The sequence below is a fragment of the Nocardia jiangxiensis NBRC 101359 genome (assembly GCF_000308615.1).
Lineage (GTDB): Bacteria > Actinomycetota > Actinomycetes > Mycobacteriales > Mycobacteriaceae > Nocardia > Nocardia jiangxiensis.
Genome location: NZ_BAGB01000054.1, coordinates 20,052 through 33,728, shown reverse-complemented (window position 1 = coordinate 33,728; position 13,677 = coordinate 20,052). Strand labels below are relative to the sequence as shown.

Sequence of the window (13,677 nt, the reverse complement as noted above, 5' to 3'; positions counted from 1 at the left end):
AGCCTCAACTTCGAGAAGGTCGTCGAGCGTGCGCTCGATTGCGAATGCCGAGGCGGACAAGCCCTTTCGAGCCTCGAGTTCGATCTTGTTCTCGCAGAAGAGATTCCGAGTGGAACGAACTCGCGCCCCCGAACCGGTCCTTTCGTCCGGCTCGGGGGCGCGATCGTGCCGGGCTAGCGGCTGTCCCGGGGGACCAGCGGCACGGCGGCGATGGCGAAGGCCGCGGCGGCGAGGTAGGCGGCGGGGAAGCCCGCGGCGGTGATCAGTGCGCCGAAGACCGGGGCCACCGCGGCGGTGGCGAGGTACTGGCCGGTGTTCTGAATGCCCAGGCCACGACCGCTCCAGAAGGGGCCCGCGATTTCGGCTACGGCGGTGAAGGACAAGCCGTTGTCGGCGACGGTGATGACCGACGCGATCACCAGGATCGGCAGCGCTGCCCACCACCAGTGCAGCCATGCCGAGAAGGCCAGGGCGGCCATGGAAACCACTGCTGCGATCGCAATAGTGCGCAGTGGGCGTAGGCGGCTGCCCAGTCGATCGGACCAGATTCCCGCGCCGATACGTCCCGCCGCACCCAGGATCTGCGTCACAGTGACGAGAACGCCCGCGACCGCAAGTGACAGTCCGACACCGTGATTCAGCCACAGCAGTGCGAACGTCCACACCGTCGCCTGCGGGATCACCAGCAGGACCGAAACGGCGTGAATGCGCCACAATGTCGTATCTCGGCGGTAGGGATTGTCTGAATCGGTCTGCGCAACAGAACGTTCGGGGCGCGGCGGATCGATGATCCCGATCGCGCAGCCGATCGCGGCGACACCGGCCATCACCGCGGGAACCAGCACGGCGGTGGAAAACCCGTGTGCCGCCGCAATTGCCGGGATCGCCAGGGCCGCGATGCCGACGCCGAGGGGCTGTGCGGTCTGCCGGATTCCCATCGCCAATCCGCGTTGATCGGGTGGGAACCAGCCCGCGATCACCCGCCCGCTCGCGCCGTTGGTGCTCGCCGCGCCGATGCCGGCCAGCAGCAGCAATACGCCCAGCGCAAGGTAATTCGTGGTGGCGGCCGCGGCGGCGCCCGCGCCGAACATCAGCAGCGGGCCCACGATCAGCACCGTGCGTTCGCCGAACCGGTCCACCGCGTAGCCCCAGGCGACCAGCGTGCAGACCATGCCGACCATCGGCATCGCCACCAGCAGACCGGCTGTGGCCAAGGGCATTCCGCGTTCGGTGAGGGCGGGCAGCAGGAACGGCGCGCCGTTGCTCATCACCGCGCTGGCGGCCTGGGCGAAGAGTCCGAGGCCGAGCATGACCCACCGTCGAGTGGTGCTCAGCTGGATCACGGCCACCATATTCTCACCTCTATCTCAAATACTGGGATTTGAATCTTATTCTGTGAACTTCTCGCTCACGGTACACCCGGCTCGCGGCCGAATGTGCGGCGGTAGCGCGGCCGCAGTGTGCAGACCGGGTGGTCGGGCCCATACCACCTGGTGGATAGACTGCGAACCATGCGTCTAGGTCGAGTTGCCAGCCCCGATGGGGTCGCGTTCGTGAGCATCGAAGGAACCACCTCCGATGGTGTTGCCAAGGAGATCGCCGAACATCCGTTCGGCACGCCCACCTTCACCGGCCGCAGTTGGCCGGTCGCCGATGTCCGGCTGCTCGCGCCGATCCTGGCCAGCAAGGTGGTGTGCATCGGCAAGAACTACGCCGCGCACGCCCGCGAGATGGGCGGTGAGGCGCCGGCGGATCCGGTGATCTTCCTCAAGCCCAACACCGCCATCGCCGGACCGAACTCGGCAATCGTGTTGCCGCCCAGTTCCTCTCAGGTCGATTACGAGGGCGAGCTGGCGATCGTCATCGGACGCCCGTGCAAGGACGTGCCCGCCGCCCGTGCTCGCGAGGTGATCCTCGGCTACACCGTCGCCAACGACGTCACCGCTCGCGACCAGCAGCGCCACGACGGCCAGTGGACGCGCGGCAAGGGGTACGACACCTTCTGCCCGCTCGGCCCCTGGATCGAAACCGAGCTGGACCCAACGGATCTGGAGATCGTCACCGAGCTCGACGGCGAGGTCCGCCAGCGCAGCCGGACATCACTTCTGCTGCACGATATTCCGAAGCTGATCGAGTGGATCACCACCGTGATGACGCTGCTGCCCGGCGATGTCATCCTGACCGGCACTCCCGAGGGGGTAGGACCGATGCAGGACGGGCAAACCGTCTCCGTGACGGTCGAGGGCATCGGCACCCTCACCAATCCTGTTGCCGCCAAACGTTGATCGGAAAGTAGGGCTTGTGACTACCCACCCCGCCGGCTCACCATCCCCCGCGACAGACGTACGGGTCCGTTTCTGCCCGTCGCCGACCGGCACACCGCACGTCGGGCTGATCCGGACGGCGTTGTTCAACTGGGCCTTCGCCCGGCACCACGGCGGCGCATTCGTCTTCCGCATCGAAGACACCGATGCCGCACGCGATTCCGACGAGTCGTACCACGCGCTGCTGGACGCGCTGCGCTGGCTCGGCCTGACCTGGGACGAGGGTCCGGAGGTCGGCGGACCCTATGCGCCGTACCGGCAGTCGCTGCGCCGGGACATGCACATGGACATCGTCCGAAGGTTGCTGGAGGCGGGCGAAGCGTACGAATCGTTCTCCACGCCAGAGGAAGTCGAGGCCCGGCATCGGGCCGCGGGGCGCGATCCCAAGCTCGGCTACGACAACTTCGACCGCGACCTGAGCGCCGAGCAGGTCGCGGATTTCAAGGCGCAGGGCCGCGGTGCGGTGATCCGGTTGCGGATGCCCGACAAGGACATCACCTGGCACGATCTGGTACGCGGTGAGACCACCATCCGGGCCGGCGTGGTGCCCGACTTCGCGATCACCCGGGGTACCGGCGAGCCGTTGTACACCCTGGTCAATCCGGTCGACGACGCATTGATGAAGATCACCCACGTACTGCGCGGTGAGGACATTCTGTCCTCCACTCCGCGACAGATCGCGCTGTACGAGGCGCTGACCCGGATCGGGGTCGCCGAGTTCACTCCGCAGTTCGGTCATCTGCCCTTCGTGATGGGGCAGGGCAACAAGAAGTTGTCCAAACGCGACCCCGAGTCGAATCTGTTCGTGCATCGGGATCGGGGATTCATTCCCGAGGGTTTGCTGAATTACCTGGCTTTGCTCGGGTGGAGCATAGGTGAGGACCGGGACATCTTCTCGATGGAGGAGATGGTCGCGGCATTCGACATATCGAAAGTAAATTCGAATCCGGCCCGGTTCGACCAGAAGAAGGCCGACGCCGTCAACGCCGAGCACATTCGTTTGCTGGAGCCCGCGGATTTCGCTCATCGACTCCGCAGCTACCTCACCGGGCAGGGTCACATCGGCGCCGAAGTCGACGATGCACTTTTCTCGGCCGCGGCCGAGTTGGTGCAGACCCGGATCGTGGTTCTCGGGGACGCCTGGGACTTGTTGAAGTTCCTGTTCCTGCCGCCGTCGGAGTTCACCGTCGACGAGGCCGCGGCGCAAAAGAATCTGGGACCCGATGCCGCACCCGTGTTGCAGGCCGCCATCGCGGCGCTGGAGGATATTTCCGACTGGTCGGCAATCGCACTCGAAGCGGCGCTGAAAACCGCTCTGGTGGACGATCTGGGCCTCAAACCGCGTAAGGCGTTCGCACCAGTGCGAGTCGCGGTGACCGGTTCACACATCAGCCCGCCGCTGTACGAGTCGCTGGAGTTGCTCGGCCGGGAGGTGAGCATGCAGCGGCTGCGGGCCGCCGCAACCGCGATCTGACCGCCTCAGACGCCGTTCGACCCCATTTGACCAGGCGATTTGTATAAAGCGGGGAGGGGACTGGTAATCTTCTCCCCGGCCCGGAAACGAGCCTCCAGCCCACTGGGAGGGAGGCAGAACGCCCAGGTCATTGGGGTATGGTGTAATTGGCAACACAGCTGATTCTGGTTCAGCCATTCTAGGTTCGAGTCCTGGTACCCCAGCGGAGTGTGTCCGGGTCTTTCGATTCGGTTGCACTTGTCCTGGCCCCGTCGTCTAGCGGCCTAGGACGCCGCCCTCTCAAGGCGGTAGCGCGGGTTCAAATCCCGTCGGGGCTACGAGAAGATCCCCCGGCCATCCGGCTGGGGGATCTTTTTCGTTGTGCGACGGGTGCGGCGCTCAGTTGTCCAGCGGCCAGGTCGACCCGCCGGCCGGCATCTCCGGCATGCCGAGCTTGCGGTGATCCCAGCTGCGGGTGCGTTCGGGCACCAGCCGGACCGCGACGCGCTTGTTCAGCATCGCGTCCACCATCGGGCGCAGTTCCTCGGTGTACGGGCCGGTGTAGCGCTCCCAGACGCTCACGCCCACCTTGAACAGCGCCTCGGGGTCGTCCACGATCTCCGCGCGGCCCTCGATGGAGACCCCGCGCAGCTGGTCGTAGCTGTCACCGGCCTCGATCAGCACCGTCACCCGCGGGTCGCGGCGGATGTTGACCGCCTTCTGCGATTTGGCCTTGGTCTCGAACCAGATCTCGCCGTTCACCAGGCCGTACCACATGGCGGTCAGATGCGGCAGGCCCTTCGGGCCGAGCGTGGCCAGCGTGATGATGCGGCTGCGTTCGAGGAATCCGGTGACCTCGTCGTCGGACATCACGATCTGTGCGCGTTGATTCACTCCCATGGGCCGACTGTAGTTTACGGCGTATGGTGCGCGTCACATGGCCGTTGTCACAGTAGTGCCGGGCCTACAGGCGTTTGTGCAGGGCATCCGCGGCCGCGACCAGATCGGCGGCCCAGCGCGCGCCCGGACGACGCCCCATCCGGTCGATCGGTCCGGACACCGAGACCGCGGCGACCACGGCGCCGGACGAATCGCGCACCGGCGCGGAGATGCTGGCCACACCGGCCGCCCGCTCGGCCGCGCTCTGCGCCCAGCCGCGTCGGCGGACCTCGGCCAGTGCGCGTTCGCCGAAGACCGCGTCGGGCAGCACGCTGCGCTGCAGTTCCGGATCCGCCCATGCCAGCAGGACCTTGGCCGCCGATCCGGCGGTCAGCGGAAGGCGAGCGCCGACCGGGACGGTGTCGCGCAGTCCGGAGGTGGGTTCCAGGGCCGCGACGGCGATCCGCGAATGCCCGTCCAGCCGGTAGAGCTGCACACTTTCCCCGGTGATCTCGCGAAGCCGGGGCAGTACGACGGCCGCGGCGTCGAGCATGGGATCCTGCGCTGTGCTCGCGAGTTCGGAGAGTGCGGGTCCGGGCTGCCAGAGGCCGTTGGCGTCGCGGGCCAGCATGCGGTGCGTCTCGAGGCCGACCGCCAGCCGGTGCGCGGTCGCCCGGGGCAATCCGGTCCGCGCACACAGCTCATTGAGGCCACAGGGCTGCTCGGCCACCGCGTAGAGCACGGTCATGGCTTTGTCGAGCACCCCGATACCGCTATGCTGTCTCATAGGACGATATTTAAGTCTCAGATAATGAGATTTGCAAACCAGTCCGAGACCCCACCCAGCCCGGTGGAGCAACCGACAAAGCAACAACACAACCACGCAACTTCCGCTCTCGACCCAGCCCGCACGGAGCGAGTCTTCGAGCGGCCGCGAACCCGCCGGAGCGAAGCGGAGGCAATCGAACACAGAGGTGATACCGATGGCCGAACGGCCACGCACACTGGCGGAGAAGGTCTGGGACGAGCATGTCGTCGCCCGCGGTCAGGGCGAGGGCGAGGCGCGCGAGCCCGATCTCATCTACATCGATCTGCACCTGGTGCACGAGGTGACCAGCCCGCAGGCGTTCGACGGACTGCGGCAGGCCGGGCGGCCGGTGCGCCGAACCGATCTCACCATCGCCACCGAGGACCACAACGTCCCGACCGTCGACATCGATAAGCCGATCGCCGACCCGACCTCGCGTACCCAGGTCGAGACATTGCGCCGCAACTGCGAGGAATTCGGCGTGCGGCTCTATCCGATGGGCGATATCGAGCAGGGCATCGTGCACGTGGTCGGTCCGCAGCTCGGGTTGACCCAGCCGGGCACGACCGTGGTGTGCGGTGATTCGCACACCTCCACGCACGGTGCGTTCGGCGCGCTGGCGATGGGCATCGGCACCAGCGAGGTCGAACATGTTCTGGCCACGCAGACGTTGTCGCTGCGGCCGTTCAAGACCATGGCGGTCAATATCGATGGCCAGCTGCCGCACGGCGTCACCAGCAAGGACGTCATCCTGGCGGTGATCGCGCAGATCGGCACCGGCGGCGGTCAGGGCTACGTCATCGAGTATCGCGGCGAGGCCGTGCGGTCGATGTCGATGGAAGCGCGGATGACGATGTGCAACATGTCCATCGAGGCGGGTGCGCGGGCGGGCATGGTGGCCCCCGATCAGACCACCTACGAGTTCCTGAAGGGTCGTCCGCACGCGCCGCAGGGCGCGGACTGGGATGCGGCGGTGGCGGCCTGGGATGCGCTGAAGACCGATCCGGAGGCGGAATTCGACGCCGAGGTGCATATCGACGCCTCCGCGCTGACACCGTTCGTGACCTGGGGGACCAACCCGGGACAGGGCGCCCCGTTGGGCGCCGTCGTGCCCGATCCGGCCGAAATGGCCGACGAGACGCAGCGCGAGACCGCCGAGAAGGCATTGCGTTATATGGATTTGGCGCCCGGTACTCCGCTTCGGGATGTCGCGGTCGACACCGTATTCGTCGGTTCCTGCACCAATGGTCGGATCGAGGATCTGCGTGCGGTAGCGGCGGTGCTGGAGGGGCGCACGGTGGCCGATGGTGTGCGCATGCTGATCGTCCCCGGTTCGATGCGGGTGCGCGCGCAGGCCGAATCCGAGGGTTTGGGTGAGATTTTCACCGCGGCGGGCGCGGAATGGCGGCAGGCCGGATGTTCGATGTGCCTGGGCATGAATCCCGATCAACTTTCTCCGGGCCAGCGCTGCGCGTCGACCTCCAACCGCAATTTCGAGGGCCGGCAGGGCAAAGGATCGCGCACACATCTGGTTTCGCCGCTGGTCGCGGCGGCCACCGCGGTGCGCGGAACCCTGTCCTCACCTGCGGACCTGAACTGATTCACCCACATACTCAGGAGAACTCTCATGGAACCCTTCAAGGTGCACAAGGGGATCGGGGTGCCGCTGCGCCGGTCCAATGTCGATACCGACCAGATCATCCCGGCGGTCTATCTGAAGCGAGTCACACGTACGGGATTCGAGGACGGGCTGTTCGCGGCCTGGCGCTCGGATCCGACGTTCATTCTCAACGCCGAACCGTTCAACCGGGGCAGCGTGCTGGTGGCGGGCCCGGATTTCGGTACGGGATCCTCACGCGAACACGCCGTTTGGGCGTTGATGGATTACGGCTTCCGGGTGGTGATCTCCTCACGGTTCGGTGACATCTTCCGGGGCAACGCCGGTAAGGGCGGGCTGGTGGCGGCCCGCATGTCACAACATGATGTCGAATTGCTCTGGAAGTTGCTCGAGGAACGACCCGGTCAGGAATTGATCGTCGACCTCGAGGCACGCACGGTGGCGACCGGAACCGTCGTGTTGCCCTTCGAAATTGACGACTACACCAGGTGGCGTCTGCTCGAGGGCTTGGACGACATCGGCCTGACTCTTCGTCAGGAACAGGCGATCGACCGGTTCGAAAAGGCAAGGCCAGGTTGGAAACCCACCACCATTCCGACGCCTAATTAGCGGGGCTAATCCGCCCTAGGCGTTAGCTGAGAGCTGCCAATCGCGGTAGCTGTGCGTGTGCCACACCACATGAAATTTGGCGTGGCACATAGACTCTTGCCCATTGAAGGTTTACCGTGGTACCTAGTCGGTCCGACGACGGGCCATTAGTCTGCGGAGGATTCAATGAACAAGGCGGAACTGATCGACGTTCTGACCGAAAAGTTGGGTACTGACAGGCGCACGGCCACTGCGGCAGTCGAGCAGATTGTCGACACGATCGTGCGCGCGGTGAACAAGGGCAACAGCGTCACCATCACCGGATTCGGTGTGTTCGAACAGCGCAAGCGCGCTGCGCGAGTGGCGCGCAACCCGCGTACCGGTGAAACCGTCAAGGTCAAGCCCACTTCGGTCCCTGCATTCCGGCCGGGTGCGCAGTTCAAGGCAATCATTGCCGGGAAGCAGAAGGTCGCGGCCTCGGGCCCGGCCGTGAAACGCGGTGTGGCAGCACCGGTGTCGGGTGCGGCGAAGAAGACCGCAGCCAAGAAGGCCGCGGCCAAGAAGACCGCAGCCGCCAAGAAGACCACGGCTGCCAAGAAGGCTGTGGCGAAGAAGACGGCCAGCAAGGCCCCTGCCAAGAAGGCCGCGGCCAAGAAGACGGTGGCCAAGAAGACCACCGCCAAGAAGACCACGGCTGCCAAGGCTCCGGCCAAGAAGGCCACGGCGACCAAGGCCGCCGCGAAGAAGACCACAGCCGCCAAGAAGGCCCCGGCGAAGAAGACCGCTGCCAAGCGGACCGCTCGCCGCTGACGTCTGCACAACGAATCGGCCCCGGCCCATCAGGCCGGGGCCGATTAGTGTGTCGGCACGATGTTTCGGTGTGCTCGCGCGTCAGAGCTCGCGCAACGCCTTGTCGAGATGGTCGGCGGCGACCAGCCGCCCGTCGGCCACCGACAGCACCCAGGCGCTGCCCTTGCGATTGCGCGCGGGAGGCAGTGTGACACCGTCGATTTCGGCCCAGGCGGCCATCAGCGGCGGAATCACCTTGCCCTGACTGCAGATAACGCGCACGGTGTCCGGTGACACCAGTTCGCGGATCCGCCGCAGTGCCGCGTCCGGCGCTGTGGCATAAGCGGTTTCGGACATCGTCGGCTCGATACCGATCTCGACGCCGAGTTCGTCCGCGAGCGGTTCGACGGTCTGCGTACAGCGCAGGGGCGGGGCCGAGTAGACCTCCGCGGGTCCGAAGGCCGCCAGATTCGGCGTCAGGGCCAGGGCTTGGGCGATGCCGTTCTTGTCCAGCGGACGTTCGGCATCGGGCCCGGAGAAGCGGTCCCGATGTCCGGCCTTGGCGTGCCGCACCAACAGCAGGGTCGCGGTGTCCGGCGGGTACCGCAGGAAATTGCGGATGATGGTGCGATCCATCGGATACGACAGTGCATCCATCACCCGGTCCATGGTGAGCCACTGCAGCCGGTCCACCTCGGAATTGGATGCGAATTCACCGTCGTCGATCCGGGCGGACCAGTAGTCCACGCGCTTGAGTTTCCGGTGCCCGGTCACCGGATAGGTGACCTTGCCCAGATACCGGCCCAGCCGGGTGCTCAGACCGGTCTCCTCGGCGACCTCGCGCACCGCCGCGATCATCGCGGTCTCGCCCGGATCGAGTTTTCCCTTGGGCAGCGACCAGTCGTCGTACTTCGGGCGGTGCACCACCGCGACTTCGATCGCGCCGTCGTGGCGCCGACGCCATACGACGGCGCCGGCGGCGAGGATGTTGGCGGTGACCCTGGGGTCGGGATATCGGACGGGGCCGGAATCCTGTGTCGCCGAACGACTCACTGCTGATCCGGACGCCGCAGACGCATGAGGAATTCCTGATGGTCGCGCACCTGCTCGCCGAGCTCGGCGACCTCTTCCGGGGTCGGGCGGGCCTGCCAGGTCCCGTCCGGCTGCAGTACCCAGCAGCGCGTCGTGGGATACAGCGCGGAATCGAACGTCACCGTCAGCTGCTCGCACAGCTTGGGATCCTTGACCTGCGCCATGACCTCCACGCGCCGGTCCAGATTGCGGTGCATCATGTCGGCGCTGCCGATCCAGTACTCGTCCTGAGCCTGGAAGTGCATGACCCGGGAATGTTCCAGGAACCGCCCGAGGATCGAGCGCACCTCGATGTTCTCACTCATCCCGGCCACGCCCGGTCGCAGCCCGCAGATGCCGCGCACCACGATCTGCACCGGCACCCCGGCCTGTGAGGCCCGGTACAGCGCGTCGATCACCTGTTCGTCGACGATGGCGTTGGCCTTCATCCGGATTCGGGCCGGCAGACCCTGCTCGGCGAGTTCGACCTCGCGCTGGATCCGCTCGATGATCCCGGCCCGCACACCGGTCGGGGCGACGAGCAGATTCCGATAGGAGGCTTTACGCGAGTATCCGGTCAGCGAATTGAACAGATCGGTCAGATCCGCGCCGATTTCCGGTGCGGCGGTAAGTAATCCGACGTCCTCGTATAGTCGCGCGGTCTTCGGGTTGTAGTTGCCCGTGCCGATGTGGCAGTACCGGCGGATGGTGGCGCCCTCGCGCCGGACCACCAGGCAGGTCTTGCAGTGCGTCTTGAGGCCGATCAGGCCGTAGACCACGTGGACGCCCGCCTGCTCCAGTGCCCGCGCCCACTTGATGTTGGCCTGCTCGTCGAAGCGGGCCTTGATCTCCACCAGGGCCACGACCTGCTTACCGGCCTCGGCGGCGTCGATGAGCGCGTTGACGATCGGGGAGTCGCCGGAGGTGCGGTACAGCGTCTGCTTGATCGCCAGGACCTGCGGATCGGCCGCGGCCTGCTCGATGAACCGCTGCACGCTGGTGGAGAACGAGTCGTAGGGGTGGTGCACCAGCACGTCGCCCTCGCGCAGGGCGGCGAAAACGTTTCGGGGCGTTTCCCTTTCGCCGAACGCGGGCGGAGTGGTCGGCACGTAGGGGGCGTCCTTGAGCGCGGGCCGGTCCACCCCGTAGACCTGCCACAGGCAGGACAGGTCCAGCAGGCCCGGCACCTGGATGACGTCGCCCGGGTCGACGTCGAGTTCCCGCAGCAGCAGATCGAGCATGTGCTCGGTCATGTCGTCGGAAACCTCCAGGCGCACCGGAGATCCGAAGCGTCGGCGGGCGAGTTCGCGCTCGAGGGCCTGCAGCAGATCCTCGTCGCGGTCCTCGTCCACCTCGAAGTCGGCGTTGCGGGTGATGCGGAACGAATGGTGTTCCACCACATCCATTCCCGGGAACAGCTGATCGAGGTGAGCCGCGATCAGATCCTCCATCGGCAGGAAGGCGGCCAGACTCGACACCGCCGGATCACCGTCGCGCAGTGCGGCGGCGGCGCGGCCCGGGACGGCCGGGGTGCTGCGGCGCACGCGCACGAAGCGGTCCACGTTGTCGGGCACCTTCACTCGCGCGAAGTGCTCACCGCCGTTGTCGGAATCCTTCACCGTCACAGCGAGGTTCAGGCTCAGGCCGCTGATGTAGGGGAACGGGTGGGCGGGGTCCACGGCCAGCGGGGTCAGCACCGGGAACACCTGATCCTGGAAGTAGCCCGACAGGCGGCGACGCTCGTCATCGTCCAGATCGGACCAGCCGATGATGGCGATGCCCTGTTCGACGAGCGCGGGCTGCACATCGTCCAGGAATACCCGGGCGTGCCGGGAGGCCAGCTCCTGGGTGGCGGCCGCGATCAGCTCCAGCTGTTCGGTGGGGGACAGGCCGTCGGCCGAACGCACCGAGAGTCCGGCCGTGGCACGGCGTTTGAGCCCGGCAACGCGGACCATGTAGAACTCGTCGAGGTTCGAGGCGAAGATCGCCAGGAATTTCGCGCGCTCCAGCAACGGTTCGGAATGATCCTCGGCCAGGGCCAGCACCCGCGCGTTGAAGTCCAGCCAGCTCAGTTCTCGATTGAGGTAGCGATCCGCGGGCAACTGCGAAGCAGTGGTGCTCCCGGGAGGCGGTGCGGCGGCCGGCGGCGCCGCCGGCAACCGGGGCTGCTGCTGCTGGACGATTTCTGTATCACTCACACCATCACCTCGCTGCGCTCGGTCGTAACCTGCTCGGCGCAGGCAGTGCTGCTGGTTCGCTCGCAGGCTCGATCACACTCACGATCATCCCTCATGTTCGAGCGGCACCGCGACCGGCACCGCTGGTTGCCAACCCTCGATGCAGGTCTGGCGATCATCTAGCACACATGTGACCCGCGCCGCACCTCCGTATGAGATCCGTGTGAACAGGGTGCGGCCAGCCGATGTCGCGCAGCAGTGCGGTCGTGGCCGCGCCGAGGCCGAGTGTGACCGCGGCGCGCAGATCCGCGGGTGTGTCCACGTCCAGGCGCAGGCCGGGCCAGTCGCCGTCGAGATCCTTCGCGCCCGAGTCGGCATGGCGGCGAGCCGAATCCGGGCCGAACAGCGGCCGCAGCGGGGCGAGCCCGTCGCGCACCAGGAGGGCGGCGGTGCCCTGCCCCGTGTGATCGGCGACCAGGGCGCGTCCGGTCACGGGGGCGCAGGCCAGCATATCGGTCAATTCGCTCGGTCGCAGGGCGGGCAGATCCGCCTGCAACGCAAGCAGATCCACCGCACCGTGCCGATCGCGCACCGCCTCGGCCGCGTCGGCGAGTGCGGCATTGAGCCCGTCGTCGGCCGCCTCCGGGTCGGGATGGGCAGCCGCGCCCAGTGCGTGCACCGCCGCCGCAACACCGGAGTCCGGGGTGACGACGGTGACCGAGCCGATCCCCGCGGCCAGGGCCGCGTGCACGGTGTCCGACAGCATGGCCAGCACCAGACGCGACCGATCGGCGGGTGACAACTCTTCGGCGAGTCGGCTCTTGGCACGCTCGAGGTTCTTCACCGCGATCACGGCGTGGACGGCATCCGGACGCATGCGCCCATCGTTGCATGTCCTGCACTGTGGTGGGGGTCATGACCACCGGTATTGCGACGCGAATCCGGGAACGAATGGCAGTATCGGTCTGGTGACTAGGGCGGCAGTGATGGGTGCGGGATCGTGGGGCACCGCATTCGCGAAGGTGTTGAACGACGCGGGCACCGAGGTGACGATGTGGGCCCGGCGGCCCGAGGTGGCCCGGACACTGGCCACCGAGCATCGCAATCCGGACTATCTGCCCGACGTGCGTCTGGACGGGGTGCGGGCCACCGACGACTATCTGGCCGCGCTCGACGGCGCGGAGATCGTCGTCCTGGCCGTTCCGTCCCAGTCGCTGCGCGGCAATCTGGCGAACTGGCGGCCCGCGATCGGGCCCGACGCCACGCTGCTGAGTCTGGCCAAGGGGATCGAGACCGGCACGCTGCTGCGGATGAGTGAGGTGATCGCGGAGGTCACCGGCGCGGATCCCGGTCGGATCGCGGTGCTGTCCGGGCCGAACCTGGCGCGCGAGATCGCCGCCGAACAGCCCGCCGCCTCGGTGGTGGCCTGCGGGGACGAGGCGCGCGCCCAGGCCGTGCAGCATGCGTGCGCCACCGGCTATTTCCGGCCGTACACCAACACCGACGTGATCGGCTGCGAGATCGGCGGTGCGTGCAAGAACGTCATCGCGCTGGCCTGCGGTATCGCCTCGGGAATGGGCCTGGGCGACAACACCGTCGCGAGCCTGATCACCCGGGGGCTGGCCGAGATCATCCGGCTGGGCGTCGCGCTGGGCGCGAATCCGGTGACCCTGGCGGGGTTGGCCGGGGTCGGTGACCTGGTCGCCACCTGCACCTCGCCGCTCTCGCGCAACCGGTCGTTCGGGCACGTGCTGGGTACGGGCGGGTCCATGGAGGCCGCGCAGCAGGCCACCCACGGTCAGGTGGCCGAGGGCGTCAAATCGTGCACCTCGATCCGGGCGCTGGCCGAACGGAACGGGGTGGAGATGCCGTTGACGACCTCGGTGCATCAGGTGTGTCACGAGGGACTGTCGGTCGCCGCCGCCGTCGGACGGTTGCTCGGCCGGTCGATGAAGCCGGAATGATTGAAT

12 protein-coding genes and 2 tRNA genes are annotated in these 13,677 nt (G+C 66.8%); 8 read left to right on the top strand and 6 right to left on the bottom strand.

Annotated features, from left to right (window positions below):
• Positions 1-173: 173 nt before the first annotated feature.
• Positions 174-1,352 (bottom strand): MFS transporter, encoded by a 1,179-nt coding sequence (locus tag ON40_RS24050; protein WP_218008853.1) that lies wholly within the window; start codon positions 1,350-1,352, stop codon positions 174-176.
• Positions 1,353-1,511: 159 nt separating this feature from the next.
• Here ON40_RS24050 and ON40_RS24045 point away from each other — a divergent pair, with 159 nt between their 5' ends.
• The 4 genes from ON40_RS24045 to ON40_RS24030 all read left to right on the top strand — a co-directional run bounded on the left by ON40_RS24045 (position 1,512) and on the right by ON40_RS24030 (position 4,115).
• Positions 1,512-2,285: a fumarylacetoacetate hydrolase family protein gene (locus tag ON40_RS24045; protein ID WP_040826347.1), complete on the top strand. Its 774-nt coding sequence runs from the start codon at positions 1,512-1,514 to the stop codon at positions 2,283-2,285.
• 16 nt (positions 2,286-2,301) lie between these two features.
• Positions 2,302-3,798, top strand: coding sequence for a glutamate--tRNA ligase (gene gltX, locus ON40_RS24040; protein ID WP_051193473.1), 1,497 nt, complete (start codon positions 2,302-2,304; stop codon positions 3,796-3,798).
• A gap of 131 nt (positions 3,799-3,929) precedes the next feature.
• Positions 3,930-4,001 (top strand) — tRNA-Gln (locus ON40_RS24035).
• Positions 4,002-4,042: 41 nt separating this feature from the next.
• Positions 4,043-4,115, top strand: a tRNA-Glu gene (locus ON40_RS24030).
• A 61-nt stretch (positions 4,116-4,176) separates the two neighbouring features.
• Here the strand turns inward: ON40_RS24030 and ON40_RS24025 are convergent.
• Both ON40_RS24025 and ON40_RS24020 read right to left on the bottom strand, forming a co-directional pair.
• Positions 4,177-4,677, bottom strand: a complete 501-nt coding sequence (locus tag ON40_RS24025) for a PPOX class F420-dependent oxidoreductase (protein ID WP_040826345.1) — start codon at positions 4,675-4,677, stop codon at positions 4,177-4,179.
• A gap of 64 nt (positions 4,678-4,741) precedes the next feature.
• Positions 4,742-5,443 (bottom strand): IclR family transcriptional regulator, encoded by a 702-nt coding sequence (locus ON40_RS24020; RefSeq protein WP_040826343.1) that lies wholly within the window; start codon positions 5,441-5,443, stop codon positions 4,742-4,744.
• Positions 5,444-5,639: 196 nt separating this feature from the next.
• On the opposite strand from ON40_RS24020, the gene leuC reads away from it, so the two are divergent.
• From leuC to ON40_RS24005, 3 genes are all read left to right on the top strand, one after another.
• On the top strand, positions 5,640-7,064 hold the full coding sequence (gene leuC, locus ON40_RS24015) for a 3-isopropylmalate dehydratase large subunit (RefSeq protein ID WP_040826342.1): 1,425 nt from the start codon (positions 5,640-5,642) through the stop codon (positions 7,062-7,064).
• A gap of 27 nt (positions 7,065-7,091) precedes the next feature.
• Positions 7,092-7,691, top strand: coding sequence for a 3-isopropylmalate dehydratase small subunit (gene leuD, locus ON40_RS24010; RefSeq protein ID WP_040826340.1), 600 nt, complete (start codon positions 7,092-7,094; stop codon positions 7,689-7,691).
• Between the two features lie 165 nt (positions 7,692-7,856).
• Positions 7,857-8,480, top strand: coding sequence for an HU family DNA-binding protein (locus tag ON40_RS24005; RefSeq protein WP_040826339.1), 624 nt, complete (start codon positions 7,857-7,859; stop codon positions 8,478-8,480).
• Between the two features lie 81 nt (positions 8,481-8,561).
• On the opposite strand, the gene ON40_RS24000 is transcribed toward ON40_RS24005, so the two are convergent.
• The 3 genes from ON40_RS24000 to cofC form a co-directional block, all read right to left on the bottom strand.
• Entirely contained in the window at positions 8,562-9,512 is a 951-nt protein-coding gene (locus ON40_RS24000; RefSeq protein ID WP_051193472.1) for an NUDIX hydrolase, read from the bottom strand.
• On the bottom strand, positions 9,509-11,728 hold the full coding sequence (locus tag ON40_RS23995) for an RNA degradosome polyphosphate kinase (protein WP_051193471.1): 2,220 nt from the start codon (positions 11,726-11,728) through the stop codon (positions 9,509-9,511). The genes ON40_RS24000 and ON40_RS23995 overlap by 4 nt, the downstream gene beginning before the upstream one ends.
• Positions 11,729-11,882: 154 nt before the next feature.
• On the bottom strand, positions 11,883-12,584 hold the full coding sequence (gene cofC, locus ON40_RS23990; protein ID WP_040826335.1) for a 2-phospho-L-lactate guanylyltransferase: 702 nt from the start codon (positions 12,582-12,584) through the stop codon (positions 11,883-11,885).
• A gap of 91 nt (positions 12,585-12,675) precedes the next feature.
• On the opposite strand from cofC, the gene ON40_RS23985 reads away from it, so the two are divergent.
• Positions 12,676-13,671: an NAD(P)H-dependent glycerol-3-phosphate dehydrogenase gene (locus ON40_RS23985; protein WP_040826333.1), complete on the top strand. Its 996-nt coding sequence runs from the start codon at positions 12,676-12,678 to the stop codon at positions 13,669-13,671.
• Positions 13,672-13,677: the final 6 nt, after the last annotated feature.

Bases quoted from the DNA above. Each gene is read 5' to 3' on its own strand.
- ON40_RS24045 (WP_040826347.1), top strand. From the start codon at position 1,512: ATGCGTCTAGGTCGAGTTGCCAGCCCCGATGGGGTCGCGTTCGTGAGC.
- ON40_RS24005 (WP_040826339.1), top strand. From the start codon at position 7,857: ATGAACAAGGCGGAACTGATCGACGTTCTGACCGAAAAGTTGGGTACT.
- ON40_RS24025 (WP_040826345.1), bottom strand. From the start codon at position 4,677: ATGGGAGTGAATCAACGCGCACAGATCGTGATGTCCGACGACGAGGTC.
- ON40_RS24050 (WP_218008853.1), bottom strand. From the start codon at position 1,352: ATGGTGGCCGTGATCCAGCTGAGCACCACTCGACGGTGGGTCATGCTC.
- cofC (WP_040826335.1), bottom strand. From the start codon at position 12,584: ATGCGTCCGGATGCCGTCCACGCCGTGATCGCGGTGAAGAACCTCGAG.
- ON40_RS24020 (WP_040826343.1), bottom strand. From the start codon at position 5,443: ATGAGACAGCATAGCGGTATCGGGGTGCTCGACAAAGCCATGACCGTG.
- leuD (WP_040826340.1), top strand. From the start codon at position 7,092: ATGGAACCCTTCAAGGTGCACAAGGGGATCGGGGTGCCGCTGCGCCGG.
- leuC (WP_040826342.1), top strand. From the start codon at position 5,640: ATGGCCGAACGGCCACGCACACTGGCGGAGAAGGTCTGGGACGAGCAT.